The 26,665-nt window shown below is 63.5% G+C and carries 24 protein-coding genes; 8 read left to right on the top strand and 16 right to left on the bottom strand.

Annotated elements, in window-relative coordinates; all coding sequences use genetic code 11:
• Positions 1 to 64: 64 nt before the first annotated feature.
• Positions 65 to 1,129: a tRNA epoxyqueuosine(34) reductase QueG gene (gene queG / locus GIB19_RS01440; RefSeq protein ID WP_274882998.1), complete on the top strand. Its 1,065-nt coding sequence runs from the start codon at positions 65 to 67 to the stop codon at positions 1,127 to 1,129.
• A gap of 265 nt (positions 1,130 to 1,394) precedes the next feature.
• Here queG and GIB19_RS01435 read toward each other — a convergent pair whose 3' ends face one another.
• Together GIB19_RS01435 and orn are read right to left on the bottom strand one after the other, a co-directional pair.
• Complete coding sequence (locus GIB19_RS01435) at positions 1,395 to 2,006, bottom strand: trimeric intracellular cation channel family protein (RefSeq protein ID WP_027592524.1); 612 nt, start codon at positions 2,004 to 2,006, stop codon at positions 1,395 to 1,397.
• Between the two features lie 91 nt (positions 2,007 to 2,097).
• Positions 2,098 to 2,640, bottom strand: coding sequence for an oligoribonuclease (gene orn / locus GIB19_RS01430; RefSeq protein ID WP_085272301.1), 543 nt, complete (start codon positions 2,638 to 2,640; stop codon positions 2,098 to 2,100).
• 148 nt (positions 2,641 to 2,788) lie between these two features.
• Between orn and rsgA the strand changes: the two genes are divergently transcribed.
• Both rsgA and GIB19_RS01420 read left to right on the top strand, forming a co-directional pair.
• Positions 2,789 to 3,820, top strand: a complete 1,032-nt coding sequence (gene rsgA / locus GIB19_RS01425) for a small ribosomal subunit biogenesis GTPase RsgA (RefSeq protein WP_099430585.1) — start codon at positions 2,789 to 2,791, stop codon at positions 3,818 to 3,820.
• Between the two features lie 122 nt (positions 3,821 to 3,942).
• Positions 3,943 to 4,422 carry a molecular chaperone Tir gene (locus GIB19_RS01420; protein WP_085272300.1) on the top strand — a complete coding sequence of 160 codons (480 nt, stop codon included), beginning with the start codon at positions 3,943 to 3,945 and terminating at the stop codon, positions 4,420 to 4,422.
• A 32-nt stretch (positions 4,423 to 4,454) separates the two neighbouring features.
• On the opposite strand, the gene motB is transcribed toward GIB19_RS01420, so the two are convergent.
• Both motB and motA read right to left on the bottom strand, forming a co-directional pair.
• Positions 4,455 to 5,483 (bottom strand): flagellar motor protein MotB, encoded by a 1,029-nt coding sequence (gene motB, locus GIB19_RS01415; RefSeq protein ID WP_027592520.1) that lies wholly within the window; start codon positions 5,481 to 5,483, stop codon positions 4,455 to 4,457.
• Between the two features lie 3 nt (positions 5,484 to 5,486).
• Positions 5,487 to 6,338 carry a flagellar motor stator protein MotA gene (gene motA / locus GIB19_RS01410; protein WP_027592519.1) on the bottom strand — a complete coding sequence of 284 codons (852 nt, stop codon included), beginning with the start codon at positions 6,336 to 6,338 and terminating at the stop codon, positions 5,487 to 5,489.
• A gap of 131 nt (positions 6,339 to 6,469) precedes the next feature.
• On the opposite strand from motA, the gene GIB19_RS01405 reads away from it, so the two are divergent.
• The 3 genes from GIB19_RS01405 to asd are packed head-to-tail and all read left to right on the top strand — an operon-like array spanning position 6,470 to position 9,732.
• Positions 6,470 to 8,005 carry an HDOD domain-containing protein gene (locus GIB19_RS01405; RefSeq protein ID WP_274882996.1) on the top strand — a complete coding sequence of 512 codons (1,536 nt, stop codon included), beginning with the start codon at positions 6,470 to 6,472 and terminating at the stop codon, positions 8,003 to 8,005.
• A 44-nt stretch (positions 8,006 to 8,049) separates the two neighbouring features.
• Positions 8,050 to 8,859: a rhodanese-like domain-containing protein gene (locus GIB19_RS01400; protein ID WP_027592517.1), complete on the top strand. Its 810-nt coding sequence runs from the start codon at positions 8,050 to 8,052 to the stop codon at positions 8,857 to 8,859.
• 9 nt (positions 8,860 to 8,868) lie between these two features.
• Complete coding sequence (asd, locus tag GIB19_RS01395) at positions 8,869 to 9,732, top strand: archaetidylserine decarboxylase (protein WP_099430587.1); 864 nt, start codon at positions 8,869 to 8,871, stop codon at positions 9,730 to 9,732.
• Between the two features lie 152 nt (positions 9,733 to 9,884).
• Here the strand turns inward: asd and serB are convergent, their stop codons facing one another.
• Positions 9,885 to 11,099, bottom strand: coding sequence for a phosphoserine phosphatase SerB (serB, locus tag GIB19_RS01390; RefSeq protein WP_027592515.1), 1,215 nt, complete (start codon positions 11,097 to 11,099; stop codon positions 9,885 to 9,887).
• A gap of 135 nt (positions 11,100 to 11,234) precedes the next feature.
• On the opposite strand from serB, the gene GIB19_RS01385 reads away from it, so the two are divergent.
• Positions 11,235 to 12,704, top strand: coding sequence for an AhpA/YtjB family protein (locus GIB19_RS01385; RefSeq protein ID WP_265968234.1), 1,470 nt, complete (start codon positions 11,235 to 11,237; stop codon positions 12,702 to 12,704).
• A gap of 296 nt (positions 12,705 to 13,000) precedes the next feature.
• On the opposite strand, the gene GIB19_RS01380 is transcribed toward GIB19_RS01385, so the two are convergent.
• From GIB19_RS01380 to GIB19_RS01340, 9 genes are all read right to left on the bottom strand, one after another.
• Positions 13,001 to 13,711: a PqiC family protein gene (locus tag GIB19_RS01380; RefSeq protein ID WP_099430589.1), complete on the bottom strand. Its 711-nt coding sequence runs from the start codon at positions 13,709 to 13,711 to the stop codon at positions 13,001 to 13,003.
• Between the two features lie 173 nt (positions 13,712 to 13,884).
• On the bottom strand, positions 13,885 to 16,143 hold the full coding sequence (gene parC / locus GIB19_RS01375) for a DNA topoisomerase IV subunit A (RefSeq protein WP_027592512.1): 2,259 nt from the start codon (positions 16,141 to 16,143) through the stop codon (positions 13,885 to 13,887).
• Between the two features lie 10 nt (positions 16,144 to 16,153).
• Entirely contained in the window at positions 16,154 to 16,672 is a 519-nt protein-coding gene (locus tag GIB19_RS01370; protein ID WP_027592511.1) for a retropepsin-like aspartic protease family protein, read from the bottom strand.
• Positions 16,669 to 17,655: an esterase-like activity of phytase family protein gene (locus GIB19_RS01365; protein WP_099430590.1), complete on the bottom strand. Its 987-nt coding sequence runs from the start codon at positions 17,653 to 17,655 to the stop codon at positions 16,669 to 16,671. The genes GIB19_RS01370 and GIB19_RS01365 overlap by 4 nt, the downstream gene beginning before the upstream one ends.
• On the bottom strand, positions 17,652 to 19,556 hold the full coding sequence (gene parE, locus GIB19_RS01360; protein ID WP_027592509.1) for a DNA topoisomerase IV subunit B: 1,905 nt from the start codon (positions 19,554 to 19,556) through the stop codon (positions 17,652 to 17,654). The genes GIB19_RS01365 and parE overlap by 4 nt, the downstream gene beginning before the upstream one ends.
• A 48-nt stretch (positions 19,557 to 19,604) precedes the next feature.
• Positions 19,605 to 20,213, bottom strand: a complete 609-nt coding sequence (locus tag GIB19_RS01355; RefSeq protein ID WP_027592508.1) for a YqiA/YcfP family alpha/beta fold hydrolase — start codon at positions 20,211 to 20,213, stop codon at positions 19,605 to 19,607.
• A 262-nt stretch (positions 20,214 to 20,475) separates the two neighbouring features.
• The gene (gene cpdA / locus GIB19_RS01350; protein WP_274882994.1) at positions 20,476 to 21,276 is read right to left on the bottom strand and encodes a 3',5'-cyclic-AMP phosphodiesterase; all 801 of its coding nucleotides are present in this window, start codon (positions 21,274 to 21,276) and stop codon (positions 20,476 to 20,478) included.
• Between the two features lie 85 nt (positions 21,277 to 21,361).
• Positions 21,362 to 21,814 carry a DUF1249 domain-containing protein gene (locus GIB19_RS01345; RefSeq protein WP_027592506.1) on the bottom strand — a complete coding sequence of 151 codons (453 nt, stop codon included), beginning with the start codon at positions 21,812 to 21,814 and terminating at the stop codon, positions 21,362 to 21,364.
• On the bottom strand, positions 21,805 to 22,422 hold the full coding sequence (locus GIB19_RS01340; protein WP_274882990.1) for an NUDIX domain-containing protein: 618 nt from the start codon (positions 22,420 to 22,422) through the stop codon (positions 21,805 to 21,807). The genes GIB19_RS01345 and GIB19_RS01340 overlap by 10 nt, the downstream gene beginning before the upstream one ends.
• A gap of 185 nt (positions 22,423 to 22,607) precedes the next feature.
• Here GIB19_RS01340 and GIB19_RS01335 point away from each other — a divergent pair, with 185 nt between their 5' ends.
• Positions 22,608 to 23,354 carry an RsiV family protein gene (locus GIB19_RS01335; RefSeq protein ID WP_099430592.1) on the top strand — a complete coding sequence of 249 codons (747 nt, stop codon included), beginning with the start codon at positions 22,608 to 22,610 and terminating at the stop codon, positions 23,352 to 23,354.
• On the opposite strand, the gene cytX is transcribed toward GIB19_RS01335, so the two are convergent.
• Together cytX and thiC are read right to left on the bottom strand one after the other, a co-directional pair.
• Positions 23,323 to 24,606 carry a putative hydroxymethylpyrimidine transporter CytX gene (cytX, locus tag GIB19_RS01330; protein WP_027592503.1) on the bottom strand — a complete coding sequence of 428 codons (1,284 nt, stop codon included), beginning with the start codon at positions 24,604 to 24,606 and terminating at the stop codon, positions 23,323 to 23,325. The two genes, GIB19_RS01335 and cytX, sit on opposite strands and share 32 nt — an antisense overlap.
• Positions 24,607 to 24,753: 147 nt before the next feature.
• On the bottom strand, positions 24,754 to 26,634 hold the full coding sequence (gene thiC / locus GIB19_RS01325; protein WP_027592502.1) for a phosphomethylpyrimidine synthase ThiC: 1,881 nt from the start codon (positions 26,632 to 26,634) through the stop codon (positions 24,754 to 24,756).
• Positions 26,635 to 26,665: the final 31 nt, after the last annotated feature.

Genomic DNA, 26,665 nt, shown 5'->3' with positions numbered 1-26,665 from the left:
GGGGTCAAAGGCTCCAATGTCTGGCAGAATTATACGCACCTGAGCCCGTATTGCCTGCCCATCCATGTCCGCTTGCACACTTGACCTCCCCGCCCTGGCCCAATCCATCAAAATCTGGGGCCAAGAACTCGGTTTTGCCCATGTCGGCATCGCCGGGGTGGACCTTGGCGAGCACGAAAAGCACCTGCAGCGCTGGCTAGAAGCCGGCTATCAGGGCGAGATGGAATACCTGGCCGCTCACGATGGCAAACGCGCACACCCCGACCAGTTGATCCCCGGCACGGTAAGGGTGGTCTCGCTGCGCATGGATTACTTGCCCGGCGACACGCAGATGGCGCAACGCCTGGCCCAGCCGGAAAAGGCCTACGTGTCGCGTTACGCCCTTGGCCGCGACTACCACAAGCTGGTGCGCAAGCGCGTGCAGCACCTGGCCGATCGCATCCAGGAAGCCATCGGCCCGTTCGGCTACCGGGCCTTCGTCGACAGCGCCCCGGTGCTGGAAAAGGCGATTGCCGAGCAAGCCGGGTTGGGCTGGATCGGCAAGAACACCCTGCTGCTCAACCGCAAGGCCGGCAGCTACTTCTTTTTGGCCGAGCTGTTCGTCGACCTGCCGTTGCCGGTGGACGACGCGCACACCAGCGAGCACTGCGGGCGTTGCGAGGCGTGCCTGGACATCTGCCCGACCAAAGCCTTCGTGGGGCCTTATGTGCTGGATGCCCGGCGCTGCATTTCCTACCTGACCATTGAGCTCAAGGGGGCGATCCCCGTCGAGTTGCGCTCGATGATGGGCAACCGGGTGTTTGGTTGCGACGACTGCCAGATCGTCTGCCCATGGAACCGCTTTGCCCGGCCCACGCAGGAGCATGACTTCCAGCCGCGTCATGGGTTGGAAAATGCCGAGCTGGCCGAGATGTTCTTGTGGGACGAGAAGACCTTCCTGCGCAAGACCGAAGGCGGGCCGTTGCGGCGCGCGGGTTATGAGCGCTGGTTGCGCAACCTGGCCGTGGGGTTGGGCAATGCGCCTTCGACGATCCCGGTGATCGAGGCCCTGAAGGCACGGCGCGAGGATGCCTCGGCACTGGTGCGCGAGCATGTGGAGTGGGCGCTGGCGCGACACGGGCAGGCATAGGCAGTGTTGAGGCTGGCAGGGTTCGCCGTGCGATGTTCAGCGCCTGTGAAATCGAGCGCCGCCCGCGCGGCGCTTCGCGGGGCAAGCCCGCTCCCACATTTATTTTCGGGTTTGTACAACACGATATTGAGGTGGGCACCAAGGGGGCGCGCGCCAATGCCTCAGGAATAACTGGCCCGAAACAAATGTGGGAGCGGGCTTGCCCCGCGAAGCGCCGCGCGGGCGGCGCTCGATCTCATAGGCGCAAAAAGGCCCGAGGCGAATACTACTGCTGGTCGTTGTAGTGGAACTTGGGCATTTCCCAGTGGAACCGGATTGCCAGCAAGCGCAGCAGAAACCCGCCGAACAAGGTCAGCAACATGGCCTGCTCCGCTGGCAACTGGAAGTGCACACACCCCAGATAGAACCACGCCGCCGCGAACGACACACTGGCATACAGCTCGCGACGGAACACCAGCGGGATGTCGTTACAGAAGATATCGCGCAAGATCCCCCCAAATACCCCGGTGATCACGCCGCTGATCGACGCCACCAGCATGCCCTGCCCCATCTCCAGCGCCGTCATGCAACCGATCAAGGTAAAGGCCACCAACCCCAGGGCGTCTAGCACCAGGAACATCGAGCGCAAGCGGCGCATCATGGGGGCGATGAAAATCGTCAGCAGTGCCGCGCAACTGGTCAGCACCAGGTACTCGGGGTGCTTGACCCAGGTCAGCGGGTAATGCCCGAGCAGCACGTCGCGCACCGAGCCGCCACCCAGGGCCGTGACACAGGCAATCAGCACCACGCCGAACCAGTCCATGCCGCGGCGGCCGGCAGACAACGCGCCGGTCATGGCTTCAGCGGTGATGGCAATGAGGTAGAGCATCAACAACATGGTGCGAGTCCGTGCGAGAAAGGCGCGCAGTCTAACCAGTTGCCCAGGGCACCAAAAGAGGGCACAGACACAATATCTGCGCCCTCACGCTTCACACCTTGATGAAGTGCTCGCGGTAATGGCGCAGTTCGGCAATCGACTCGCGGATATCGTCCAGCGCCAGGTGGGTGCCGCCCTTCTTGAAACTGTCGCGCACATTCGGCGCCCAGCGTGCGGCCAGCTCTTTAAGGGTCGAGACGTCGAGGTTGCGGTAGTGGAAGTAGTTTTCCAGGTTGCGCATGTGGCGATACAGGAACCGGCGGTCCTGGCAGATACTGTTGCCGCAGATCGGCGACTTGCCCTTGGGCACCCATTGCTCGAGGAAGGCGATGGTCTGGGCCTCGGCCTCGGCCATGCTGACCTTGCTCTCGCGCACGCGCTGGGTCAGGCCCGAGCCGCCGTGGGTACGGGTATTCCATTCGTCCATGCGCGCCAGCACTTCGTCACTGTGGTGAATGGCGATCACCGGGCCTTCGGCGAGGGTGTTCAGATCGCTGTCGGTGACAATCGTGGCCATCTCGATGATGACGTCGCTGTCCGGATCCAGGCCAGTCATTTCCAGGTCGATCCAGATCAGGTTCTGTGGGTTTTGCATGCAGGGGCTCCTCGTATAGGCCGTTATAGTAGCCTAGCGAGTGCGGCGGGCGCATGTGCGGCGCGCGGTGCAAAGGTAAGCAGAATGGTCGAGCGCCCGGCGTGCTAAACTGCCTGCCGTTTTCAATCTGTCCCAGCACGGAATCTTCATGGCCAAACGCCAGCTCAATCGTCGCCAAAACTGGCGTATCGAAAAAATCCAGAACGAGCGCGCCGCTCGCGCCGCCAAACGCGAGCAGCACACGCTGCAAGAGCTGGAAGGCGGCGACCTGGGGCCAGAGCAACTGGGCCTGGTGATCGCGCACTTTGGCGTGCAGGTCGAGGTCGAAGCCCAGGACGGCGACGTGGCTGGGCAGATCTTCCGCTGCCACCTGCGGGCCAACCTGCCTGCGCTGGTCACCGGCGACCGCGTGGTCTGGCGGGCGGGCAACCAGGGCATCGGCGTTATCGTCGCGCAGATGCCACGCAGCACCGAGCTGTGCCGGCCAAACAACCACGGCCAGCTCAAGCCGGTGGCGGCCAACGTCGACCTGATCGTGATCGTCTTCGCGCCAGCCCCCGAGCCCCACCCGAACCTGATCGACCGCTACCTGGTAGCCGCTGAACACGCCGGCATCCGCCCGTTGCTGCTGCTGAACAAGGCCGACCTGATCAACGACGAGAACGCCCCGGCGTTGCAGGCGCTACTCGAGGTCTACCGCGACCTCGGCTACCCGCTGCTGGAGGTTTCGGCCCACCAGGGTGACGGCATGCAACGCCTGCAGCAGATGCTGGACGGGCACATCAGCGTGTTCGTCGGCCAGTCGGGCGTGGGCAAGTCGTCGCTGGTCAACAGCCTGCTGCCCGCTGCCGACACCCGCGTCGGTGACCTGTCCGAATGGTCGGGCCAAGGCACGCACACCACCACCACCGCGCGCCTGTACCACTTCCCCAACGGCGGCGACTTGATCGACTCGCCGGGTATTCGCGAATTCGGCTTGGGCCATGTCAGCCGCGATGACGTGGAAGGGGGGTTCATCGAGTTCCGCGACCTGTTCGGCACCTGCCGCTTCCGCGACTGCAAGCATGACCGCGAGCCGGGCTGTGCGCTGCTCAAGGCACTGGAAGAAGGCCGGATCAAGCAGCAACGCATGAACAGCTACCGCTCGATCATCGCCAGCCTGCCGGAAGACAGCTACTAACCCGCCTGATTTGTAGGAAATATTACCGGAGCGCGTAAGACCGCTCCGGTTTTAGCGTCATCTATTGCCCCTTCTCCTGCTTTCGCTGATGGTCATGGCTTCTATCAGGGAGGGCAACCGCCATGCCGGTTCTTATCAGCTACCGCCACGAAGAGCGGCTCGACGCGTTCATCCTCAATGAGCGCCTGCTGCTCGAAGGCATCCCCACCCAGCTGGTGCAATACGACAGCGATGGGCAGACCCGCGATGACCTCTATGGCAGTTTTTGCCAGCAGATGAGCGATGCCACCCATTGGGTCGGCGTGTTGCCGGCCAGCGTCGGTGAACAATGGTGGACTGCCTGGCTGCTGGGGGCTGCGGCAATGGGCTGCCGCCGGGTGAGTTTCTATTGCAAAGTGCCAGGCACACTGCCTGAGTGCCTGGGCAGATGGCCGATCATGCGCGAGCGCCCGCACATCGACCTGTTCGTGCGTGCGTATCACGATGAACGCACGTTCGAGCGGGCCATGTCATTGCCGCCAGGGCGAGGATTGGGGGCTGACCGGGATAATGCCGACTACTTTCATGCCGACCTCAAGGCCAAGATCCGCCGGGGGTTTTGAATGCATTGGGGCCGCATAGCGGCCCCAGTCACTTACTGCTCCTTGGCTTCGTCCATCTTCAGCGTGCCATCCTCGAAGATGTTCAGCTTCTGGCGCAGCTCGCGTGGCTGCATCGGTGCTTGCTCAGCACCCGGTACAGCAGGGGCCGAAGAAGCCCCCGGCGCGGCGCCGGCAGGCGGTGCTGGCTGGGCCGGCGGCGTTTCGGGCGCGGCCTGCTCACCTTCGATATCACGCTGGGCCTTCTTGGTCAGCACGATGATGTCGATACGCCGGTTGACCGGGTTGAACGGGTTCTTGCGGTCGAACAACGACGACGACGCATAACCCACCACCCGGGCCACTTGCCCATCCGGATAGCCCCCGGCAACCAACGCACGCCGCGCCGCATTGGCACGGTTGGCCGACAACTCCCAGTTGCCGAACTCACCGGTGCCGGCGAACGGCTTGGCATCGGTGTGGCCGCTGACGCTGATCTTGTTCGGCACCGCCTTGATGGTGTCGGCCATGGCCAGCAGGATGTCTTCGAAATACGGCTGCAAACGCGCACTGCCGAGGTCGAACATCGGCCGGTTCTCGGCATCCATGATCTGGATACGCAAGCCGTCCTGGGTGATCTCGAACAGGATCTGGTCCTTGAACTTCTGCAGTTGCGGGTTTTCTTCGACCTTGTTCTGCAGCTCCTGCAGCAACAGCTCAAGGCGCTCGCGCTCGACCTGTTCGGCCATGGTCTCGACCTGGTCCTTGTTCAGCTGAACCGTGGACTCCTGCGTCGGCTCGGTCTTCACCTCAGGGTTGATGGTCTTTTCCGGCGCCATCTCGGGCGAGCCGCCCAGGTCGATCACGTAGGGCGTGCCACTCTCGGAGAAGCCGATCGGGTCCTGGAAGTAACCGGCAATGGCGATTTTCTGCTCGGGGGTGGCTGTGGATAACAGCCACAGCACCAGGAAAAACGCCATCATCGCCGTGGCGAAGTCGGCAAAGGCGATTTTCCAGGCGCCGCCATGATGGCCGCCGCCGAAGCGCTTGACGCGCTTGATGATGATCGGCTGATTGTTTTCCATGACTCAGCGACCGCGAACCGCTTGTTCCAGCTCGGCAAAACTTGGGCGGTGTTTCGGGTAGAGCACCTTGCGCCCGAATTCCACAGCCAGGGACGGCGGCATGCCCGAGGCCGACGCGACCAGCGAGGCCTTGATCGACTCATAAAGGTTGAGCTCTTCCTTGGCATCGTGCTCCAGGCACTTGGCCAAGGGGCCGAAGAAGCCATAGGCCGCCAAGATACCGAAGAACGTACCGACCAACGCCGCACCGACGTGCATGCCGATAGCCGCCTGGTCGCCGTCGCCGAGCGAAGCCATGGTCACCACGATACCCAGTACCGCCGCAACGATACCGAAGCCGGGCATGCCGTCGGCAATGCCGGTCACCGCATGGGAGGGGTGTTCGAGCTCTTCCTTCATGCTCAGCAGCTCCATGTCGAACAAGCCTTCGAGCTCGTGCGGGGCCATATTGCCGGTGGACATGATGCGCAAGTAGTCGCAGACGAACGCCGTCATGCGCTCATCCGCCAGCACGGTGGGGTACTTGGCGAAGATCGGGCTGGCTGCGGCGTCCTCGATATCACTCTCGATGGCCATCATGCCTTCACGACGGCTCTTGTTGAGGATCTCGTACACCAGGCCCAGCACTTCCAGGTAGAAGGCATGGGAGAAGCGCGAGCCGAACATCTTCATCGACTTCTTGATGACGTGCATGGTCATGTGGCCAGGGTTGGCCTGCAAGAATGCACCGAAGGCCGCACCGCCGATGATCAGTACTTCGAACGGCTGGATCAGCGCCGCAATCTTGCCGTGGGAGAGCACGTATCCGCCGAGCACGCTCGCGAATACGACGATGATGCCGATAATTTTAGCCATAGGTTCAAAGCACTTGCTGTCGTGGTCGGGGTATGAGACTGGGAGCTTTAAAACTCTTCTTCTACTTATCGGCAGAACTGCGCCAGACTATAGCCACTCAAAGCGAAAAGCCAGTTCGGACTGATGTCAAAATGCCAATTGAAACCAAGGTGCCCGCTCAGCCGCCGCGTACGTTAGAGGCTTGGGTAAAGCTGCTGGAGAGTGTCCGCATCCCCGTGCCGAAGCACAGTCACGACCGGGTAATCGCTGCCATCAATGACAGCCGCCGCTCGCTGCGCGACATCGCCGAACTGATGCAGGACAGCCCGGCATTGGTGCTTTCCGTGCTGCGTGAGGCCAATCACCCGACCAACGCCAGCCAGGCCGAGCCTGCCGAGAGCCTGGAAATCGCCCTTAACCGGCTGGGCCTGGCCCGCACCGAGCAGTTGCTCAAGCGCCTGCCCTCCGTGCCCGTCGAAGACATCCCGCCAGTGCTCAGCCAGTTCCAGCTGATCAGCCAGCACGCTTCGCAGCAGGCCAGCGGCCTGTTCGCCAGCCGCCTGGCACGGCTGTGGCAGGAAATTCACTGGGGCAGCCTGCTGTTCCTGTCACCCCTGTGGCCGCTGGCACTGGCCTACCCCAAGCTGCTCGACACCTGGGAGCTGCGGGTTATCCACAAGGGCGAGGACGCCGCCCAGGTAGAAGAAGAGCTGTTTGGCGTGCGCATCATGGCGCTGTGCCGGACCATGGCGGAGTACTGGCGCCTGCCGCAGTGGGTAACCCAGGGTTACCGCCTGTTGTTGGAAGAACGCGAACAACTGGCCCAGGTGCTGAGCATCGCCCGCGACGAAGACCTGCTCAGCCAGCAACACCGCCTGGATGCCGAGCCGGGCCTGCGCCGCTGGTTCAACCAGCCGGCCAACACCGTGCTGCTAGCCAACAACCTTGCGCTGGCGGCGCAGGTGGGCTGGGACAACCCGCACCTGCTACGTTGGCAACTGCTGACTGCGCTCTACCTGCAAACCTCGCTGGAAGACGTGCAGCAGCAAGTGCACCAGCAGGCCGCGGCCAGCGCCCGCCGCCACGCCAGGCATGCCCTGTTCCACCCGGCGGAAGCACTGATCTGGCCCTGGCACCAGCGCCGCCCGCACCCGGACATGCTGGCCCCACCACCGCCCAATAGCGACGACCTGGCGCGCTGGCGCAAGCTGTGCCAGGACCTGTTGGCCCAGCCCAGCCCGTTCACCAATACCGTGCACCTGGCCACCCAGGCCCGCGAAGCCCTGCTGGCCTGCGGCATGCAACGCATCCTGCTGCTGAGCCTGGACAAGGCCAGCGACTACCTGCGCGTGCAACAGACCGCCGGCTTGCCCAAAGAGGCCGGAGCCCTGGCCCTGCAGGTGTCGCAAAACAAACTGCTGCAAAAGCTGATGGCCCAGGCCGGACAGTTGCGCATCACCCCGGAAAACCACAGCCAGTTCTCGGCCCTGCTGCCCGCCCCGCTGCGTGCCCTGTTCCGCAGCGAGCACGTGCTGCTGCGCTCGCTGGCAGTAAACGATCAGGTGCTGATGCTGATGGTGGCCGACCAGGGCTGCCGGCCATTGGCTGATATCAGCGTGCAAGCCTTTGGTAAAACCGCGCAATGCATCGAGCGCGCGCTGTCGGTGTTTGCCAACCGCAAGGGCTGAGCCTTGCGCTACAATCGCCCCTCTTTCCACACTGGAGACCGTGGATGACTGACTTTTCCGGCCTGCCCCTGGTGATCGAAGCCGCAGACCTGCTGCCGCGCCTGGATTCGCCACAGCTGATCCTGGTCGACCTGAGCAGCGCCAACCGCTATGTCAGCGGCCATATCCCCGGCGCACGCTTCGTCGAGGGCAAGCGCACCCAGCTGGGCCAGCCTCCTGCGCCCGGCCTGCTGCCGGCCTTGGGCGATCTGGAAAAACTGTTCAGCGAACTCGGCCACCGCGACGACGCCGTGTACGTGGTGTATGACGATGAAGGCGGCGGCTGGGCCGGGCGCTTCATCTGGTTGCTCGACGTGATCGGCCACAAGGCTTACCACTACCTCAATGGTGGTATCCAGGCCTGGCCGGCAGACACGCTGGTGACCGACGTACCGGCGCCGGCCAACACGCCCGTACGCTTGCACGTGCATGGCGAACCAACCGCCACCCGCGAATACCTGCAAAGCCGCCTGGGCGCCGATGACCTGGTCATCTGGGACGCCCGCGGCCCGCAGGAATACAGCGGCGAGAAGGTTCTGGCGGCCAAAGGTGGTCATATCCCCGGCGCGATCAACTTCGAGTGGACCGCCGGCATGGACCTCAATGACCACCTGCGCATCCGCCAGGACATCGCCGACGTCCTCGAAAAGCTGGGCATCACCCCCGACAAGGAAGTGATCACCCACTGCCAGACCCACCGCCGCTCCGGTTTCACCTACCTGGTGGCCAAATCCCTCGGCTACCCACGCGTCAAGGCCTACGCCGGCTCGTGGAGCGAATGGGGCAACCACCCGGACACGCCTGTAGAAGTCTAAGGAACCTGCATGAAATCCCGTTTGTTCATCATCAGCCAGTACCTGCTGCCGCACCACCTGCTGTCGCGGCTGGCCGGCTGCATTGCCGAGTGCCGTGCACGCTGGTTCAAAAACGCCTTCACCGCCTGGTTTGCCAAGCGCTACCAGGTGAACATGTCCGAGGCCCTGGTCGAAGACCTGAGCGCTTACGAACACTTCAACGCCTTCTTCACCCGTGCCCTGAAGCCCGGCGCCCGTCCGCTGGACGAAACGCCGGGTGCCATCCTGTGCCCGGCCGACGGCGCGGTCAGCCAGCTTGGCCCGATCGAACACGGCCGTATCTTCCAGGCCAAGGGCCACGGTTTCAGCGCGCAAGAGCTGTTGGGCGGCGATCCGGCAATGGCTGCGCCATTCATGGGCGGTGAGTTTGCCACCATCTACCTGTCGCCGAAGGACTACCACCGTGTGCACATGCCGCTGGCCGGCACCCTGCGCGAGATGGTGTATGTGCCGGGCCGCCTGTTCTCGGTGAACCAGACCACTGCAGAAAACGTCCCCGAGCTGTTTGCCCGTAACGAGCGTGTGGTGTGCCTGTTCGACACCGAGCGTGGGCCGATGGCCGTGGTGCTGGTGGGTGCGATGATCGTCGCCTCGATCGAGACGGTCTGGGCCGGCTTGGTAACCCCGCCCAAGCGTGAGCTGAAGACCTTCCGTTACGACGAAGGCAGCCGCGCGCCGATCCACTTGGAAAAAGGCGCCGAACTGGGCCGCTTCAAACTGGGTTCGACCGCCATCGTGCTGTTCGGGCCAGAGCAGGTGAAATGGGCAGAAAGCCTGGGTGCCGGTTCGGCGGTGCGCATGGGGCAGCTACTGGCAGCGCCTGCCGAAGCCTGAGGCCAGCAGGTACACATGCCCCTGTAGGAGCAGCCTTGTGCTGCGAAGAGGCCAGCGAAGACAGCTAAATCTTCGCCGCTTCACCGGCCTCTTCGCAGCGCAAGGCTGCTCCTACAGAGATCAGGGCTGCAAACCAGCCCCAAAATCTCGAATCAGCCGCGCGCGTCGCGGTCTCGCAGCCCCAGCAGGTACAGCACACCGTCCAGCCCCAGGGTCGAAATCGCCTGCTTGGCCGATTGACGTACCAGCGGCTTGGCACGGAACGCCACGCCCAGGCCCGCCAGCGACAGCATCGGCAGGTCATTGGCGCCATCACCCACGGCGATGGTCTGGTCCAGTTGCAAGCCCTCTTCGCGGGCCAACTGCTGCAGCAGCTCAGCTTTGCGCTGCGCATCGACGATAGGCTCGACAGCCACGCCAGTCACCTTGCCGTCGACCACTTCCAGCTCGTTGGCGAACACGTAATCGATGCCAAGGCGCGCCTGCACCTGACGGGCGAAATACGTAAAGCCACCCGACAGAATCGCAGTCTTGTAGCCCAGGCGCTTGAGCTCGGCGAACAGGTTCTCGGCACCTTCGGTCAGGCGCAGCGAGGCACCGATCTCATCCAGCACGCCCACGTCCAGGCCCTTGAGCAACGCCATGCGCTCTTTGAAGCTGGCGCGGAAGTCCAGCTCGCCGCGCATGGCCCGCTCGGTGATCGCAGCCACTTGCTCGCCGACGCCGGCAGCCTTGGCCAGTTCGTCGATGACCTCGGCCTCGATCAGCGTCGAGTCCATGTCGAACACCGCCAGGCGGCGGTTGCGACGGAACAGGTCGTCCTTCTGGAAGGCGATGTCGATGCTCAGCGCTTCGGCCAGGGCAAAGAAGTCTGCACGCAAGGCCTGGGCATCGCTCGGCTCGCCGCGCACGGAAATCTCGACGGCCGCCTTGCCCTTCTCGGTGTCGGCATCCAGGCCCACACGGGCAGACAGGCGCTCGATGCGCTCGATGGTCAGGCCGTACTGGCTGATGACCGCGCTAACCCGTTGCAGCTGCTCTGGGGTGATCTTGCGGCTGAGCAGGGTGACGATATGACGCGCCTCACCGTGGCCATCGGCCCAATGCTGGTAATCGGCCTCGGAAATCGGCGTGTAACGTGCCTGCAGATTGAGCTCATGGGCCTTGGCCTGCACGCTTTGCAGCAGGTTGGTGGCCACTTCGTTGTCCGGGATATCGACCAAAATGCCGAACGACAAGGTGCCGTGCATGACCGCCAGGCCGATGTCGAGGATGTTCACACCACCCTGCAGCAGGACGCCGGTGATGGCCGCGGTGAGACCGGGACGGTCTTCACCTGTGATGTTGATCAGGACGATTTCGCGCAAGACCGGACTCCGACTTCGATGAAAAATGCGCATTCTACCGATTTTCCGTGACCATCGGGCACGAACGATACTTTGCCGAAAAAACCGGGGTCGCTATACTGCCCCTCACTTTTATGCCATTAAGAGCCGAGCTCTGTGAACCGGCCCACCCCCGTCAAGCCAGACAACTTCTTCCTGATGATCTATCGTGCCCTGAGTCAACGTCGCGTCCCTCTGGCGCTGCGCATCGCCTTCACCAACATTTTCCTGGTGGCGCTGGCGCTGGTCATCTATGCCTGCGTGATGGGCCTGCAGTTCAAGCAGGCCATGCACGAGCAGGCGGATGCGCTCGGCCAGAGCCTGACCACGCAGACGGCCACGTCGGCCACGGAGCTGTTGGTGTCCAACGACATCCTCAGCCTCAACGTGCTGCTGGGTAACCTGGTGAAAAACCCATTGGTGGCCCATGCGGCGATCTACAGCGTGGACAACCGCATCCTCGCCGAAGCTGGCCAGCGCCCGCGCAACAGCCTGCTGGGCGAGGCCGAAGGCCTGTATCAGACCAAGATCACCTTCCAGGACGTCACCGCCGGGCAGCTGCGCATCAGCCTGGACATGGGCCAGTTCCAGCAGCCGATGCTGATCAGCCTGCAAAGCATGGGCATTCTCGCCGCCATCCTGCTGGCCCTGGCACTGAGCCTGAGCCTGCGCCAGGCCCGCCATATCACCCTGCCGCTGCTGCAACTGCGTGTCTGGCTGCGCGACCCGCACCCCTACACCCCGGCCACCGACCGTCAGGACGAGATCGGTGACATCGCCCGCCAGTTGCACACTCGCCTGGCCCCGCCGCCACCGCCTGAACCCGAGCCAGAGCCGGAAGACGAGGACGACGAAGACACCTTCGAGCACCTGCACGAAGCCCCACCGGCCCCCAAGGCTGCACCGCGCGCCAAGGTTGTCGCCCAGGCAGACGACGAGGACGATGAAGCCTTCGCCGGGTTGCTCGACAACGAGGACAGCGCGCCGAAGGCGGTGCCGTTCGAGTCTGACGAGCCGCAAAACAGTGCTGTGCTGGCCGTGCAGCTCGGCTCGCAAGAGCAACTGCGCCGCCTGCCGCGCACGCGCCTGACCGAGTTGCTGGAGCGCTACCGCGACTGCCTGGAGCATGCCGCCTCGCTGTATGAGGGCGAAACCCACACGCTCAACGACGGCAGTACTCTGGTGCTGTTCCACAGCCGCGACTGTGGCGAGGACTACCTGACCAATGCGATCTGCTGTGGCGAGCTGCTGCGTGCACTGGGCCATGCCTTGCAGATCGAAGTCGCGGACAGCGGCATTACCCTGCAACTGCAGCTGGGCCTGGCCCTGGGTAACGACCTGCACGGGCTGGAGCTGGTCGACCTGCTGATGGCTGAAAAAGCCCAGGATGCCCTGGCGCTGTCGCAGCACAGCCGCAACCTGTTGCTGGTGGAGCGCCAGATCAGCGACGACGCACTGATTCGTCAGCGCGCGCGGATCCGCCCGATTGCCAGCCCCGAAGGCGCGTGCTGCGTGGAACGGCTGATGGAGCCTTACCCGTCGATGCTGGAACGGCAACTGGCGCGGATGCACGAGCGCCGAGCCTGATTGCAGGAGCAGCCTTGTGCTGCGAAGAGGCCGGTTGTAGGAGCAGCCTTGTGCTGCGAAGAGGCCAGTTGTAGGAGCAGCCTTGTGCTGCGAAGAGGCCAGTTGTAGGAGCAGCCTTGTGCTGCGAAGAGGCCAGTTGTAGGAGCAGCCTTGTGCTGCGAAGGGGCCGGGGCTGGCAATGTATCTCTGTTGCCAGGACTGGCCTCTTCGCAGCGCAAGGCTGCTCCTACAGCGATCACGTAGCAGATACGAAAAAGCCCGCACATGTGCGGGCTTTTTCGTATCTGGCGGAACCATCAGAACCGATAGACTTCCATATCGGTACGGATCGGCGAAGCCATCGGGATCTTGGATTTCTCCGGCGCCTTCTTCACCTGTACCGGTGCAGCTGGCTTTTTCGGCGTTTCTTCGGCAATGGCAGGCTGATTGGCCAACGGTTTGACCGCTGTGCTCAATTGTTCAGCCAGCTTTTGCAGCAATTGCCCTTGCGCCTGCACCTGCGACGCCTCGCTACCCTCGTGCTGCTGCTCGAGGTGAACGATGCGGTTGTCGCGCACATGGCCACGACGGTCGAGCAGACGCCATTGGGCATCGAGAATCGCCGGCTGGTCCTTGCCAGAATCCAGGCGGGTAATCGACAGCAAGACTTGCACGTCCGGGCTGAAACCAGCGGTTGCCGGTGCCAGGACCACGCGCTGGCTGTCCAGGCGCCAGGCCAGCTGGCGAACCAGCAACTGGTCAATGTCCGACGAGAGGCTGCCCGCCCAACGACCGTCGGTCGCCGAACTCAGGCTGCCATCGGCCTGACGCTGCAGGAACGTCTCGCGTTGCAGGTAATCGGCAACCGAAACCGGGCCGAGCACCACGGCCATGCCCGCGCTTTGCGACGGCTGGCCAGGATCACCGCTGTCGAGCTGGTACAAGGCAACCGGCTGATGCATGCTGCATCCGCCCAGCCCCAAAAGGCCCGTCATCAACAGCGCAAATGGAAGGCGCAGAAGTTTCATCATCCCATCCAGGCGGTCGCCACAGGCAGACCGCAGTGATACTCATGTAGATTCAATCGGGCACACGGCTACGCCGGCACCGCAGGGGCCATATCATCCGCGAAATAGCTGTCCGACTCCAGCATTTCTGCCTGGAACGGCGCTGAAATTGCCGTTCCAGACATTTCACCGGGTTACGCCGGACCTTCCACCTGCAACCCATCGACACGCTGGAAGCCGCGTGGCAGCTTGCTGCCGCGCCGGCCCCGTTCGCCCTTGTAGTGCTCCAGGTCGTCCGCTTTCAGAGATAGCGTACGCTTGCCGGCTTGCAATACAAGGGTCGCCCCTTCGGCCATCACCGCCAGGTCGGTGACAAATTCTTCACGGCTGGCCACCCGATCACCGGGCACGCCGATGATCTTGTTGCCCTTGCCTTTACCCAGTTGCGGCAAGTCGCTGACCTTGAACACCAGCAGCCGGCCCTCGGTGGTCACCGCCGCCAGCCAATCCTGCTCGCGGTTGGCCACCGGGCGTGGCGTCATCACTTTTGCCCCGTTGGGCAGGCTGAGCAGGCCCTTGCCGGCCTTATTCTTGGCCTGCAGGTCTTCACCCTTGACCACAAACCCGTAGCCCGCGTCCGACGCCACCACATACAGGGCGTCATCGTCAGGCAACAGCACACACTCGAAGGTTGCCCCAGGTGGCGGTGTCAGGCGACCGGTCAGCGGCTCGCCCTGCCCCCGCGCCGACGGCAGGGTATGCGCGGCCACCGAATAGCTGCGGCCCGTGGAGTCGATCAGCACGGCAAACTGGTTGGAGCGCCCGGCAGCGGCGGCCTTGAAGCCATCGCCCGCCTTGTACGAGAGGCCGGTGGCATCGATGTCGTGGCCCTTGGCGCAACGCACCCAGCCCTTTTCCGAAAGCACGACGGTGACCGGTTCGGTCGGCATCAGCTCGTTTTCCGACAGCGCCTTGGCCTCGGCACGCTCGACGATTGGCGAACGGCGGTCATCGCCATAGGTTTCGGCATCCTTGATCAGCTCGGTGCGCACCAGCTTGCGCAGCTTGGCGTCGCTGCCGAGCAAGGCCAGCAGCTTGGCCTGCTCTTTGAGCAGTTCGTCCTGCTCGCCGCGAATCTTCATTTCTTCAAGGCGCGCCAGCTGCCGCAGGCGGGTCTCGAGGATGTAGTCGGCCTGGATTTCAGTCAGTTGGAAGCGGTCGATCAACGCCTGCTTGGGATGCTCCTCGGTGCGGATGATGTGAATCACTTCATCCAGGTTGAGGAAGGCCGTCAACAAGCCCTCAAGCAGGTGCAGGCGACGCTCAACCTTGTCTAGACGGTGTTGCAGCCGGCGACGGACGGTAGTGGTACGGAACTCCAGCCACTCCAGCAACAGGGCGCGCAGGTTCTTCAGCTGCGGCCGGCCGTCGAGGCCAATGATGTTGACGTTGACCCGGTAGCTGCTTTCCAGGTCGGTGGTGGCGAACAAATGCTGCATCAGTTCGTCGGCATCCACCCGGTTGGAGCGCGGGATGATGACAATGCGGCACGGGTTCTCGTGGTCCGACTCGTCACGCAGGTCGGCCACCATCGGCAGCTTCTTGGCCTGCATCTGGGCGGCGATCTGCTCCAGTACCTTGGCCCCGGAGACCTGGTGCGGCAGTGCGGTGACCACCACATCGCCATCTTCGACACGATAAACGGCGCGCATGCGGATCGAGCCGCGGCCGGTTTCGTAGATCTTCAGGATCTCGGCGCGCGGGGTGATGATCTCTGCTTCGGTCGGGTAGTCCGGGCCCTGAATGTGCTCGCACAGCTGCTCGATCGTGGCCTTGGGCTCGTCGAGCAAACGGACGCAGGCACTGGCCACTTCACGCAGGTTGTGCGGCGGCACGTCGGTGGCCATGCCCACGGCGATACCGGTGGTGCCGTTGAGCAGGATGTTGGGCAGGCGCGCTGGCAATACCGCGGGTTCCTGCAGGGTACCGTCGAAGTTCGGCACCCAGTCCACGGTGCCTTGGCCCACTTCGTTGAGCAGCACTTCGGCGTAGCGCGACAGCCGTGCTTCAGTATAACGCATGGCGGCGAACGACTTCGGATCGTCGGGCGCACCCCAGTTGCCCTGGCCATCGACCAGGGTGTAGCGGTAGCTGAACGGCTGCGCCATCAACACCATGGCTTCGTAGCAGGCCGAGTCGCCGTGGGGGTGGAACTTGCCGAGCACGTCGCCGACGGTACGCGCCGACTTCTTGTGCTTGGCATCGGCATCGAGCCCCAACTCGCTCATGGCGTAGACGATGCGTCGCTGCACCGGCTTCAGGCCGTCGCCGATGTGCGGCAGGGCCCGGTCCATGATCACGTACATGGAGTAGTTGAGGTAGGCCTGTTCGGTGAAGTCCGCCAGCGAGCGGCGTTCGACGCCGTCGAGGCTGAGTTCCAGTGAGTCGCTCATGCGGGCCTCGTCATTTCAGGTTCTGGCGCAGCAGCATGGTGCCGCCGCGCTGGGTAAATTCAAGTTGTTTCAGGGCGCTCATGCCGAGCAGCACGGTCTGCCCGTCCAGGCCTGGCACCACGGTGGCTCGCACGTCCTGCAGGCGGATATCACCCAGCTGCAGGGTATTCAGCCGCGTGCGGTAGCCTTCGGTGCGGCCGTTTGCGGTACTGAGCAGCACCGGGCTGCCGCGCGCAAGCGCCAGCGTGTGGGCCAAGGCCTCAGGTATCGCCACGTCGGTCGCCCCGGTGTCGAGCATGAAATGCACGGCCTGGCCATTGATCGCGCCATCCACCACGAAGTGCCCCTGGCCATTGCTCAGCAGGCGCACCTCGATAAAGCCTTCGCCACGTGAAGACTGCACCTGGGCATTAGGGTTGCGCTGGCTGTCTTCCCATTGGCCGAAGAAACGCGTGGCAAGGAACAACGCCGCCGCCCAGGCGACGATCATCAGTAGCTTGCCGGCACGCTTGCCCGGAGCCTGGCTCATGGCTTGGCGCTCCAGCCGCCGGCAGGTGCGTCAAAGCGCCAGACGATCGGGCGTGCCTCGCCATCGGCGCGCACGCCATTGTTGTTGTCCAGGCCAATCCAGGCGCCTTTGGCATCGATTACCAGGGCTTCTGCCAGGCCGTACGGCTGATCGTACCGGCGCGATTCCACCAACGCATCGGCGGCGAACGACCAGCAACGCTCGACCACGCCGCTGTCTGCGTCGCGGCGACAAATGCGGTAGGCGTTACGCTCAAGGGTGTACAGCTTGCCCTCGAACCAGGCCAGGTCGGCAAAATCACGCGACAGCGCCCGGGGGTTGGGCATCTGCGGCGGCTGCATCTCGACGCCAGCCTCGCTCAGCAGCACGCAACTGCGCCCGCAGGTCCACACCGACTGCTGACGCTCGATCGCCACCAACCCCCGGCGCTCGCGCTCGGCGGCCAGCCAGATGCGGTCACCCGCCGGGTTGATCGCCAGGCCTTCGAACAAGGCATTGAAGTTAAGCAGCATGCCACTGGCCCGCGCCTGCCGAACCATGGCCGGGTCGATCTTCAACCAGTCCGGCTCACCCTTGAGCGGGATGCGCAACACGCCGGCATGCGCCTCGCTGACCAGGTAGAGGCTACCGGCCTGGTCACAGGTGATGCCTTCAAAATCCAGCTCGCCACCGCGCACATAGGACGCCGCCCAGTTGCGCGACTTCAGCCCCCACGGCAAGCCGCTCTCGGGTACGGGTGGCGGGGTGAAGGTCAGCGGTTGTGCACGCCACACCGCGTTTTGCTGATCGAAACGATAGACCCGGTCATCGTCACGGTCGGATACTCCCCACAACGCACCCCGGCACTGCACCAACCCAGACAAGTTGCCGCCGCGCATACCCTCGACGGGGTATTCGGCAGTCATCTTCAACTGCGGCCAGTCGCCCGCCACACTCGGCAAGGCAACCAGGGCAAGGCAAGCGGCGAGAAACAGCCGAATCAAACCATGACCTCGGCAAGGTTACCTTTGGTTTCCAGCCAGCTCTTGCGGTCGCCAGCGCGCTTCTTGGCCAGCAGTTTGTCCATCAACTCGCAGGTGGCTTGTACATCGTCCAGCGTCAGCTGCACCAGGCGCCGGGTGTTCGGGTCCATGGTGGTTTCACGCAGCTGTGGCGGGTTCATTTCACCCAGCCCCTTGAATCGCGTGACTTGCGGCTTGCCGCGCTTCTTCTCGGCCACCAGGCGATCGAGGATGCCGTCGCGCTCGGCTTCGTCCAGGGCGTAGTAAATTTCCTTGCCGAGGTCGATGCGGTACAGCGGCGGCATGGCCACGTAGACATGGCCGGCCTCCACCAGTGGGCGGAAATGCTGCACGAACAGTGCGCACAGCAACGTGGCAATGTGCAAGCCGTCGGAGTCGGCGTCGGCGAGAATGCAGATTTTGCCGTAGCGCAGCTGCGACAGGTCGGCAGCCCCCGGGTCGACGCCGATGGCCACGGCAATGTTGTGCACTTCCTGGCTGGCCAGGACTTCGCCACCGTCCACTTCCCAGGTGTTGAGGATCTTCCCGCGCAGCGGCAGGATCGCCTGGAACTCTTTGTCTCGCGCCTGCTTGGCCGAACCACCGGCAGAGTCACCCTCGACCAGGAACAGCTCGGCGCGCATCGGGTCCTGGCCTGCGCAATCCGCCAGTTTGCCCGGCAGCGCCGGGCCTTGGGTGATGCGCTTGCGTTCGACCTTCTTGCTGGCCTTGAGACGACGGCCGGCGTTGCTGATGGCCAGCTCAGCCAGTTGCATGCCCAGCTCGGGGTGGGCGTTGAGCCACAGGCTGAATGCGTCCTTGACCACGCCGGAAACGAAGGCGGCCGCCTCACGGGACGACAGGCGCTCTTTGGTCTGCCCGGAGAACTGTGGCTCCTGCATCTTCATCGACAGCACGAAAGTGATGCGTTCCCAGACGTCTTCAGGCGCCAGCTTGACCCCGCGGGGCAGCAAGTTGCGGAACTCGCAGAACTCGCGCATGGCATCCAGCAGGCCTTGGCGCAGGCCGTTGACATGGGTGCCGCCCTGGGCGGTGGGGATCAGGTTGACGTAGCTTTCCTGAACGCTGTCGCCGCCTTCAGGCAGCCACAGCAAGGCCCAGTCCACGGCCTCCTTGTTACCGGCCAGGCTGCCGCAGAACGGCTCGTCGGGCAGGCGCAGGTACTCGCTGACCGAGTCGACCAGGTAGGAACGCAGGCCATCCTCGTAGTGCCACTCGACCTTCTCGCCGCTGCCTTTGTCCTCGAAGCTGACCAGCAGGCCCGGGCACAGCACGGCCTTGGCCTTGAGCACGTGCTTGAGGCGGCTGATGGAGAATTTTGGCGAATCGAAGTACTTCGGGTCGGGGCTGAAGTACACGCTGGTGCCGGTGTTGCGCTTGCCGACCGAGCCCACCACTTCCAGCTCGCTGGCCTTGAAGCCATCGGCGAAAGTCATCTGGTACTCGTTGCCGTCACGCTTGACGCGCACGCGCACCTGGGTCGACAGGGCGTTGACCACCGAAATACCCACGCCGTGCAGGCCACCGGAGAACTGGTAGTTCTTGTTGGAGAACTTGCCGCCGGCGTGCAGCTTGGTCAGGATCAGCTCGACCCCGGACACGCCTTCTTCGGGGTGGATGTCCACCGGCATGCCGCGGCCATCGTCGCTGACTTCCAGCGAGTGGTCGGCGTGAAGGATGACCTGCACCGAACGGGCGTGACCGGCCAGGGCTTCGTCGACACTGTTGTCGATGACTTCCTGGGCCAAGTGGTTCGGTCGGCTGGTGTCGGTGTACATGCCCGGTCGCTTGCGGACCGGATCAAGGCCCGAGAGGACTTCGATGGCGTCTGCGTTATAGGCGCTAGCGCTGGGATTGGCCATGGGGTCTCGTCGTCAGTCAGGTGAATGCAAAAGTGCTGGGTACAAAGCTCAGAGCACGGAAAAGTCGAGCGCCGCATACGCGCCCGGGGCAATCCCGGCAAAGGCCAGCAGTGCCGGCAGGCGCTCGACAAAGCCCTGGAAGCTGTGGTCGCCGCCGGCCTGGATGCGCAATGCACACGCTCGGTAATAGCGCTCGGCGTGGCGATAATCCAGGGTTTCGTCAGCGGTCTGCAACCACACTTGGTAGCGGTTGGCATCCTCGGGGGCTGGCACTTCCAGCTCGGCCAGGGCCTGCACGTGATCGTGGGTCAGCTCCCAGGCCTCATCGGTGTAGAGGTTGCGCTGGGTGCCCAGGTAGCCATCGAACAACCGGTGGGGTGCCACCGCTGGGTTGATCAGCAAGGCCTTGAGGCCGTGGCGCTCTGCCAGATAGGTGGCATAGTAGCCGCCGAGCGAACTGCCGACCAGCAAGGGCGCACCCAGTTCGGCGATGGCGCCCTGCAATTGGGCGATGGCCTGGCGTGGGTGATGGTGCAACGCCGGCACACGCAATTGGTCGGACAAGCCCAACTGCTGCATGACTGCCTCGAGCTGGCGCGCCTTCTTGGACAGCGGCGAGCTGTTGAAGCCATGGATATAGAGGATGGAACCCGACATGCTGCCCCCGGAATCTGCGGCTTCGCGCCCTTGTTGCGGGCGCAGGGACGCGCAGTGTAGCGCGTTCGCCGGGTTTTGACGCAGTGAGGGGGATTTCGCAACACTTTCTTCAGGCACTTCCGGGCATTCAAGGGGCGCTTTCCGTGTAGGAGCAGCCTTGTGCTGCGAAGAGGCCGGTGGCAAGACCCAAGATCGGTGTTTTTGCAGCTGGCCTCTTCGCAGCACAAGGCTGCTCCTACAAGGAAGATGTATTGCCTGAAGTTCAATACCCCGGGCTGTCGAAGTCCAGTTTCACCTCGAAGTCCCGTGCCCGCTCCACCCCGGTTTCCAACCGCCCGTCGGCATGCAAGCGCAACCAGCGATAGCCAGGCTGCTCTTCGCTCACCTTGAAATCCTCACTTTGCGCCGCGAACTGAATGCAGGTCGACGGCGTGGCCATCAAGCGCAGCCCATCGCGCAGTTCATCCCACGTCTGGTGGATATGCCCCCAGAGCAACGCCCGCACCTGTGGATAACGTTCAACGATGGCGAACAGTGCCTGGGCATTGCGCAGCCCGATGGGCGCGATCCAGGCGCAGCCGATGTCCACCGGCTGATGGTGGAAGCACACCAGGCAATGGCGCTCACCGGCCTGTTTCAAGGCAGATTCCAGCGCGGCCAGTTGGTCGTCTTCCAGAAAACCGTGGGTAGCACCGTGCACGGCCGTGTTGAGCATGACGACGCGCCATGCGCCAATGTCGGTTACCGCCTGCACCAGCTCCGGCGCCACGTGCGCCATTACCTGCGCCTCGTCATGGTTACCCGGCAACCAGCGGGTGGGCACGGCAAACGGTGCGGTCAGCTCACGGAACGCCTCATAGGAGGCCACGCTGGCATCCTGGGACAGATCGCCGGTGCACAGCAGCAAATCGATGGGCGGCTGCTCGCGGCGCACTTGGGCGACCACATGGCGCAGGCTGTCACGGGTGTTCAGGCCAAGCAGGGTACCGGCCGGGTCAGCGAACAAGTGGGCATCGGTGAGTTGCACCACATGCACGGGGCGGGTTGGGTCTAGGTGCGGCAACGGCCGTCTCCTCGAACGGATTCAGCACGAATTATGGCTGCGCAACGGTTGCGAGCAAACACCCGAAACCGACGCACATCACATTTCAGCGAACACTTGCCAGTTCATGACCGCAGGCCAGGCAATGGCTCAGCCATTCACCGAGGAACAGGTTGAGCTGCGCTTTTTCGTCCGGCTGGTGCATACCCGCATTCGGATAAGGGTAAATGCTGCGCAAGCGCCGGGCATGCTCGGCGCTGACCACCTCGGCCATGCGTGCATCGTGGTACACCTGCACCTCAAGGTGCGGCACCGGCAGCCACGGCAAGCTGTGTTCCTGGCGCACGTGCAGGGTGGTGGTATAAGGGCAGGCCAGCACCACATCGAGCACCAGCACACCGAGCATCTGGTCGCCCTGGGTCATGCCGATGCGACGCGAGCTCTGGGTAGTGCGCATGTCTGGTAACAAACGCATCAGCCGGGCGTAATTGGCCTCGCAGGCTGCTTGCAGCCCGACCAGGTCCACCCGATATCGCTCGCGCAGCAGGTTCACTTCCACATACCTCGAACTTCGTCTCTGTTAAGCGCCAGCCATTGCAGGCCGATGATCGTCGCGGCGTTGCAGATACGGCCATCACGCACGGCCTGCAAGGCATCCTCGAACGACCACACACGCACGCGAATGTCTTCGCCCTCTTCTTCCAGGCCATGCAGGCCGCCCGCGCCCTCGCTGGTGCAGCGCCCCAGGAACAAGTGGACGAATTCGTCACTGCCACCGGGCGATGGGAAGTAGCGGGTCATTGGCCACAAAGCGCTGAACGTAAGCCCGGCCTCTTCTTCGGCCTCGCGGTGTGCGACCTCTTCAGGTTGCTCGTCCTTGTCGATCAGCCCGGCGACCATCTCGATCAGCCAAGGGTTGGCGATCTTGTCGAGCGCACCGACACGAAACTGCTCGATCAGCACCACCTCGTCACGCAGTGGATCGTAGGGCAATACACAAACCGCATCGTGGCGCACGAACAGTTCGCGGCTGATCTCGCGGCCCATGCCCCCGGCGAACAGTTCATGGCGCAGGCGAAGCTTGTCGAGCTTATAAAAGCCCTGGAAGCAATTGGCCCGCTCGATGATCTCGAAGCCCTTGGGCACTGAATTCAACGCGTCTGACATGGAAATCCTCATGGCCTCAAATACTGCATCGCGCCATCCTACTCCGCACTTTGGCGCGTTTCACCCCTTTCCGGCAACCGTTCGCGCAGTCGGGACAGCGCGCCTTCTGTCTGTTAGCTTAGTGGCGAACTGACGGTCGCGCCGACGGTCAAAGGCCGACTTTTCCCTGTTCTGCAAGGATCATCATGACACTTGTCAAACTGACTTCCGTGGCTGTGCTGGCACTGGCCCTGGGTGCCTGCCAGAGCCTGTTCACGCCCAACTACCGGGCCCCGCTCGAGGTCAAGCGTGACGCCTGGGAGCACGTCAAACCCGGCTGCAGCGAAAGCGACTGCCCGCTGGTGAACATCGACACCATTCACTTCCCGGCCCAGCCCAAGCTCGACGCCATCGTCGAACAGCGCCTGCTGCAGCTGACCGAAGACAACCAGCACGGCGCCGCGCCAACCACCCTGCAGGCGTATGAGCAGCAGTACCTGGCCAGCGCCGACAAGCGCAACAGCAGCTATTTGCAAGCCAAGGTACGCGAACAGCATGACGGGCTGGTGATCATCGAACTGTCCAGCTACCTGGACAGCGGTGGCGCCCATGGCATGCCAGGGCGCGGCTTCATCAACTATTCGCGCAAGCTGGACAAGGTACTGACCCTGCAGGACATGCTGGTGCCCGGCCAGGAAGAGACCTTCTGGAAAACCGTCGAAGAGTCGCACCGCGCGTGGATGATCAGCGTCGGCATGGACAAGGACGCCGACTTCGTCAAGACCTGGCCCTTCAAGCGGTCGCCGCACATCGCCCTGACGTACGGCGCGGTGGTGGTCAAGTATGAGGTCTATGCCATCGCGCCTTACTCCATGGGCCACGTCGAGCTGAAGATCCCCTACCCGCGCCTGAACGGCGTGATCAAGCCCGAGCTGTTTCCCGGCCGCGGCTGAAGCTCAGTAGCGCATGCAGCACACCTGCCAGCACCAGTGCCGGCAGGGTTGCGCCCAGGTCCGGTGCTTGCGCGGCAATCAGGTGATAAGCCGCCACACCCACGGCCCAGGCCAGCAACGCCTGCCAATGCAAGCCATCGACCTGTGACGGCAGGCGGCGGTGACGGATCACGTAGTGGTCCATCAGCACCACGCCGAACAGCGGCGCAAATACCGAACCGATCAGCAGCAAGAAGTTTTCGTACTGGGCCAGTGGCGCGAACAGCGCGATCAGGGTGCACAGCACACCAATGGCCAGCGCCAGGTGCTCGACTTTCAGGCGTACCAACACGCCGGTGGAAACGGCGGCCGAATGGATGTCGGCAAAGGCTTTTTCCGACTCGTCCAGCAGAATCAACAGCAACGGGATACCCAGCCCAGCACCTGCCAGGGCCAGCAGCAAGGCATTGGCTTCGCCGCTGGGGGCAAAGGCCAAGGTGTAAGCGACGCCCAGGCTCATCAGCCAGGTATTGCCGATGAAGTAGCCCAGCACGGTACCGCCGAACACACGCTTGCCGCTGCGGGCGAACCGCGAGTAGTCGGCGATCAGCGGCAACCACGACAGCGGCATGGCGATAACGATGTCGAAGCCGACGGCCAGCGACATCGAGCCGTCACCGGCGCGTTGCCACAGGTCGGCCAGGTCGGCTTTGGCGAACAGGTTCCAGGTCAGCCACAGGCACGCGCCCAACAGCACCCAGATGCCCCACGTGCGCAACACCTTGCGCACGAACGCCAGCGGCCCACTGACTGCAAGCAGGGTCGCCAGGGCGCCGAAGCACAGGGTCCAGAGCATAGGGCTGTTCCACGCACTGCCTTCACCGAAGGTACGCGCGCCGAGCAGGCTGGCCGCGTCGCGCATGACGATGATCTCGAACGCCCCCCAACCCACCAGTTGCAGCAGGTTGAGCACTGCCGGCAAGCGGGCGCCATGGCTGCCCAGGCTGAGCCGCAGGGTGCCCATGGCCGACAGGCCAGTGTCGCTGCCGATGACACCCGCCGCCCCGAGTAACAGCACGCCCACACCGGTGCCAAGGGCGATGGCCAGCACCGCGCTGGCAAGGCCCATGCCTGGAGCAAGCATGGCGCCGACCTGCAGCACCATCAAGCCGATGCCGAGGGAGAACCACAGTGAGAACAGGTCGCCGAAGCCGAAAATGCGTTGGCTGGTGGGGACCGGGTGGTCCGGGGAAAAATGGCTGGGGGTGGTCATTGTTGTGATCGCCGCAAAGATTGGGATGAACAGGCATCCAACGGTGGGAGCGGGCTTGCCCCGCGAAGGCGTCTGGCCTGCCAATCGCGCTGGCCCAGCTGACGCTTTCGCGGGGCAAGCCCGCTCCCACGGTGGTGACGGATTGCCTTACACTTTTTTGTACAACTGGCTGCCTTCCTGGCGGAACCGCTCGGCCTGCTCACGCATGCCTTCTTCAACCGTCACGTCCACGGCTTCGATCTTGGCGGCGTACTCACGCACTTCCTGGGTGATTTTCATCGAGCAGAACTTCGGCCCACACATCGAGCAGAAGTGCGCGACCTTGGCCGATTCCTTAGGCAAGGTTTCGTCGTGGTACGCGCGGGCGGTGTCCGGGTCGAGGCCAAGGTTGAACTGGTCTTCCCAGCGGAACTCGAAACGCGCCTTGGACAAGGCGTTGTCACGAATCTGCGCGCCCGGGTGGCCTTTGGCAAGGTCGGCGGCATGAGCGGCGATCTTGTAGGTGATGATGCCGGTCTTGACGTCATCCTTGTTCGGCAGGCCCAGGTGTTCCTTGGGCGTCACGTAGCACAGCATGGCGCACCCGAACCAGCCGATCATCGCCGCGCCGATACCGGAGGTGATGTGGTCGTAACCCGGCGCAATGTCGGTGGTCAGCGGGCCAAGGGTGTAGAACGGCGCCTCGTCGCAGCATTCGAGCTGCTTGTCCATGTTCTCCTTGATCAACTGCATCGGCACGTGGCCCGGGCCTTCGATCATGCACTGCACGTCGTGCTTCCAGGCGATCTTGGTCAGCTCGCCGAGGGTTTCCAGCTCACCGAACTGCGCAGCATCGTTGGCGTCGGCAATCGAGCCCGGACGCAGGCCGTCGCCCAGCGAGAAGCTGACGTCGTAGGCCTTCATGATTTCGCAGATTTCGTCGAAGTGGGTGTACAGGAAGTTTTCCTGGTGATGCGCCAGGCACCACTTGGCCATGATCGAACCGCCCCGGCTGACGATGCCGGTAACGCGCTTGGCGGTCAGCGGCACATAGCGCAGCAGCACACCGGCGTGGATGGTGAAGTAGTCCACGCCCTGCTCGGCCTGCTCGATCAGGGTGTCGCGGAACAGCTCCCAGGTCAGGTCTTCAGCGACACCGCCGACTTTTTCCAGGGCCTGGTAGATCGGCACGGTACCGATCGGCACGGGCGAGTTACGGATGATCCACTCGCGGGTTTCGTGAATGTGCTTGCCGGTGGACAGGTCCATGACCGTGTCCGAACCCCAGCGAATCCCCCAGGTCAGCTTGGCCACTTCTTCCTCGATCGAGGAGCCCAGGGCGCTGTTGCCGATGTTGCCGTTGATCTTCACCAGGAAGTTGCGGCCGATGATCATCGGCTCCAACTCGGTGTGGTTGATGTTGGCCGGGATGATCGCGCGGCCGCGGGCGATTTCTTCGCGGACGAACTCGGGGGTGATTTCTTTCGGGATGTTGGCGCCGAAGCTGTGGCCCGCGTGCTGCTGGTCAAGCAGGCCGGCGGCGCGGGCTTCCTGCAGCTTCATGTTCTCGCGGATGGCAACGTATTCCATCTCGGCGGTGATGATGCCCTGGCGGGCATAGTGCATCTGCGAGACGTTGACGCCCGCCTTGGCGCGGCGCGGGTTGCGCACGTGGTTGAAGCGCAGCTTGGCCAGCTCTGCATCGTTCAGGCGCTGTTGGCCGAAGTCGGAACTCAAGCCGCCCAGGCGCTCGGTGTCGCCACGCGCGTCGATCCAGGCCGAACGCACGTCGGCCAGGCCTTTGCGCACGTCGATGATGACGTTAGGGTCGGTGTAGGGGCCGGAAGTGTCGTAGACCAGCACCGGGGCGTTGGTCTCGCCGCCGAAATCGGTAGGGGTGTCGTGCAGGCTGATTTCGCGCATGGGCACGCGGATGTCCGGGCGGGAGCCTTCGACATAGACCTTGCGCGAACGGGGAAACGGTTGCACGGACTGCTGATCGACTTGTGCCGATTCGCTGAGGTTGATCGTTTTTTCTTGTTTGCTCATCACGGGCTCTCCAGACAGCTTCCTAGCGGAT

Source organism: Pseudomonas sp. ITEM 17296, from assembly GCF_028895205.1.
In the GTDB taxonomy this organism is placed as follows: Bacteria; Pseudomonadota; Gammaproteobacteria; order Pseudomonadales; family Pseudomonadaceae; genus Aquipseudomonas; species Aquipseudomonas kermanshahensis.
This window is presented reverse-complemented; position numbering and strand designations above follow the sequence as displayed.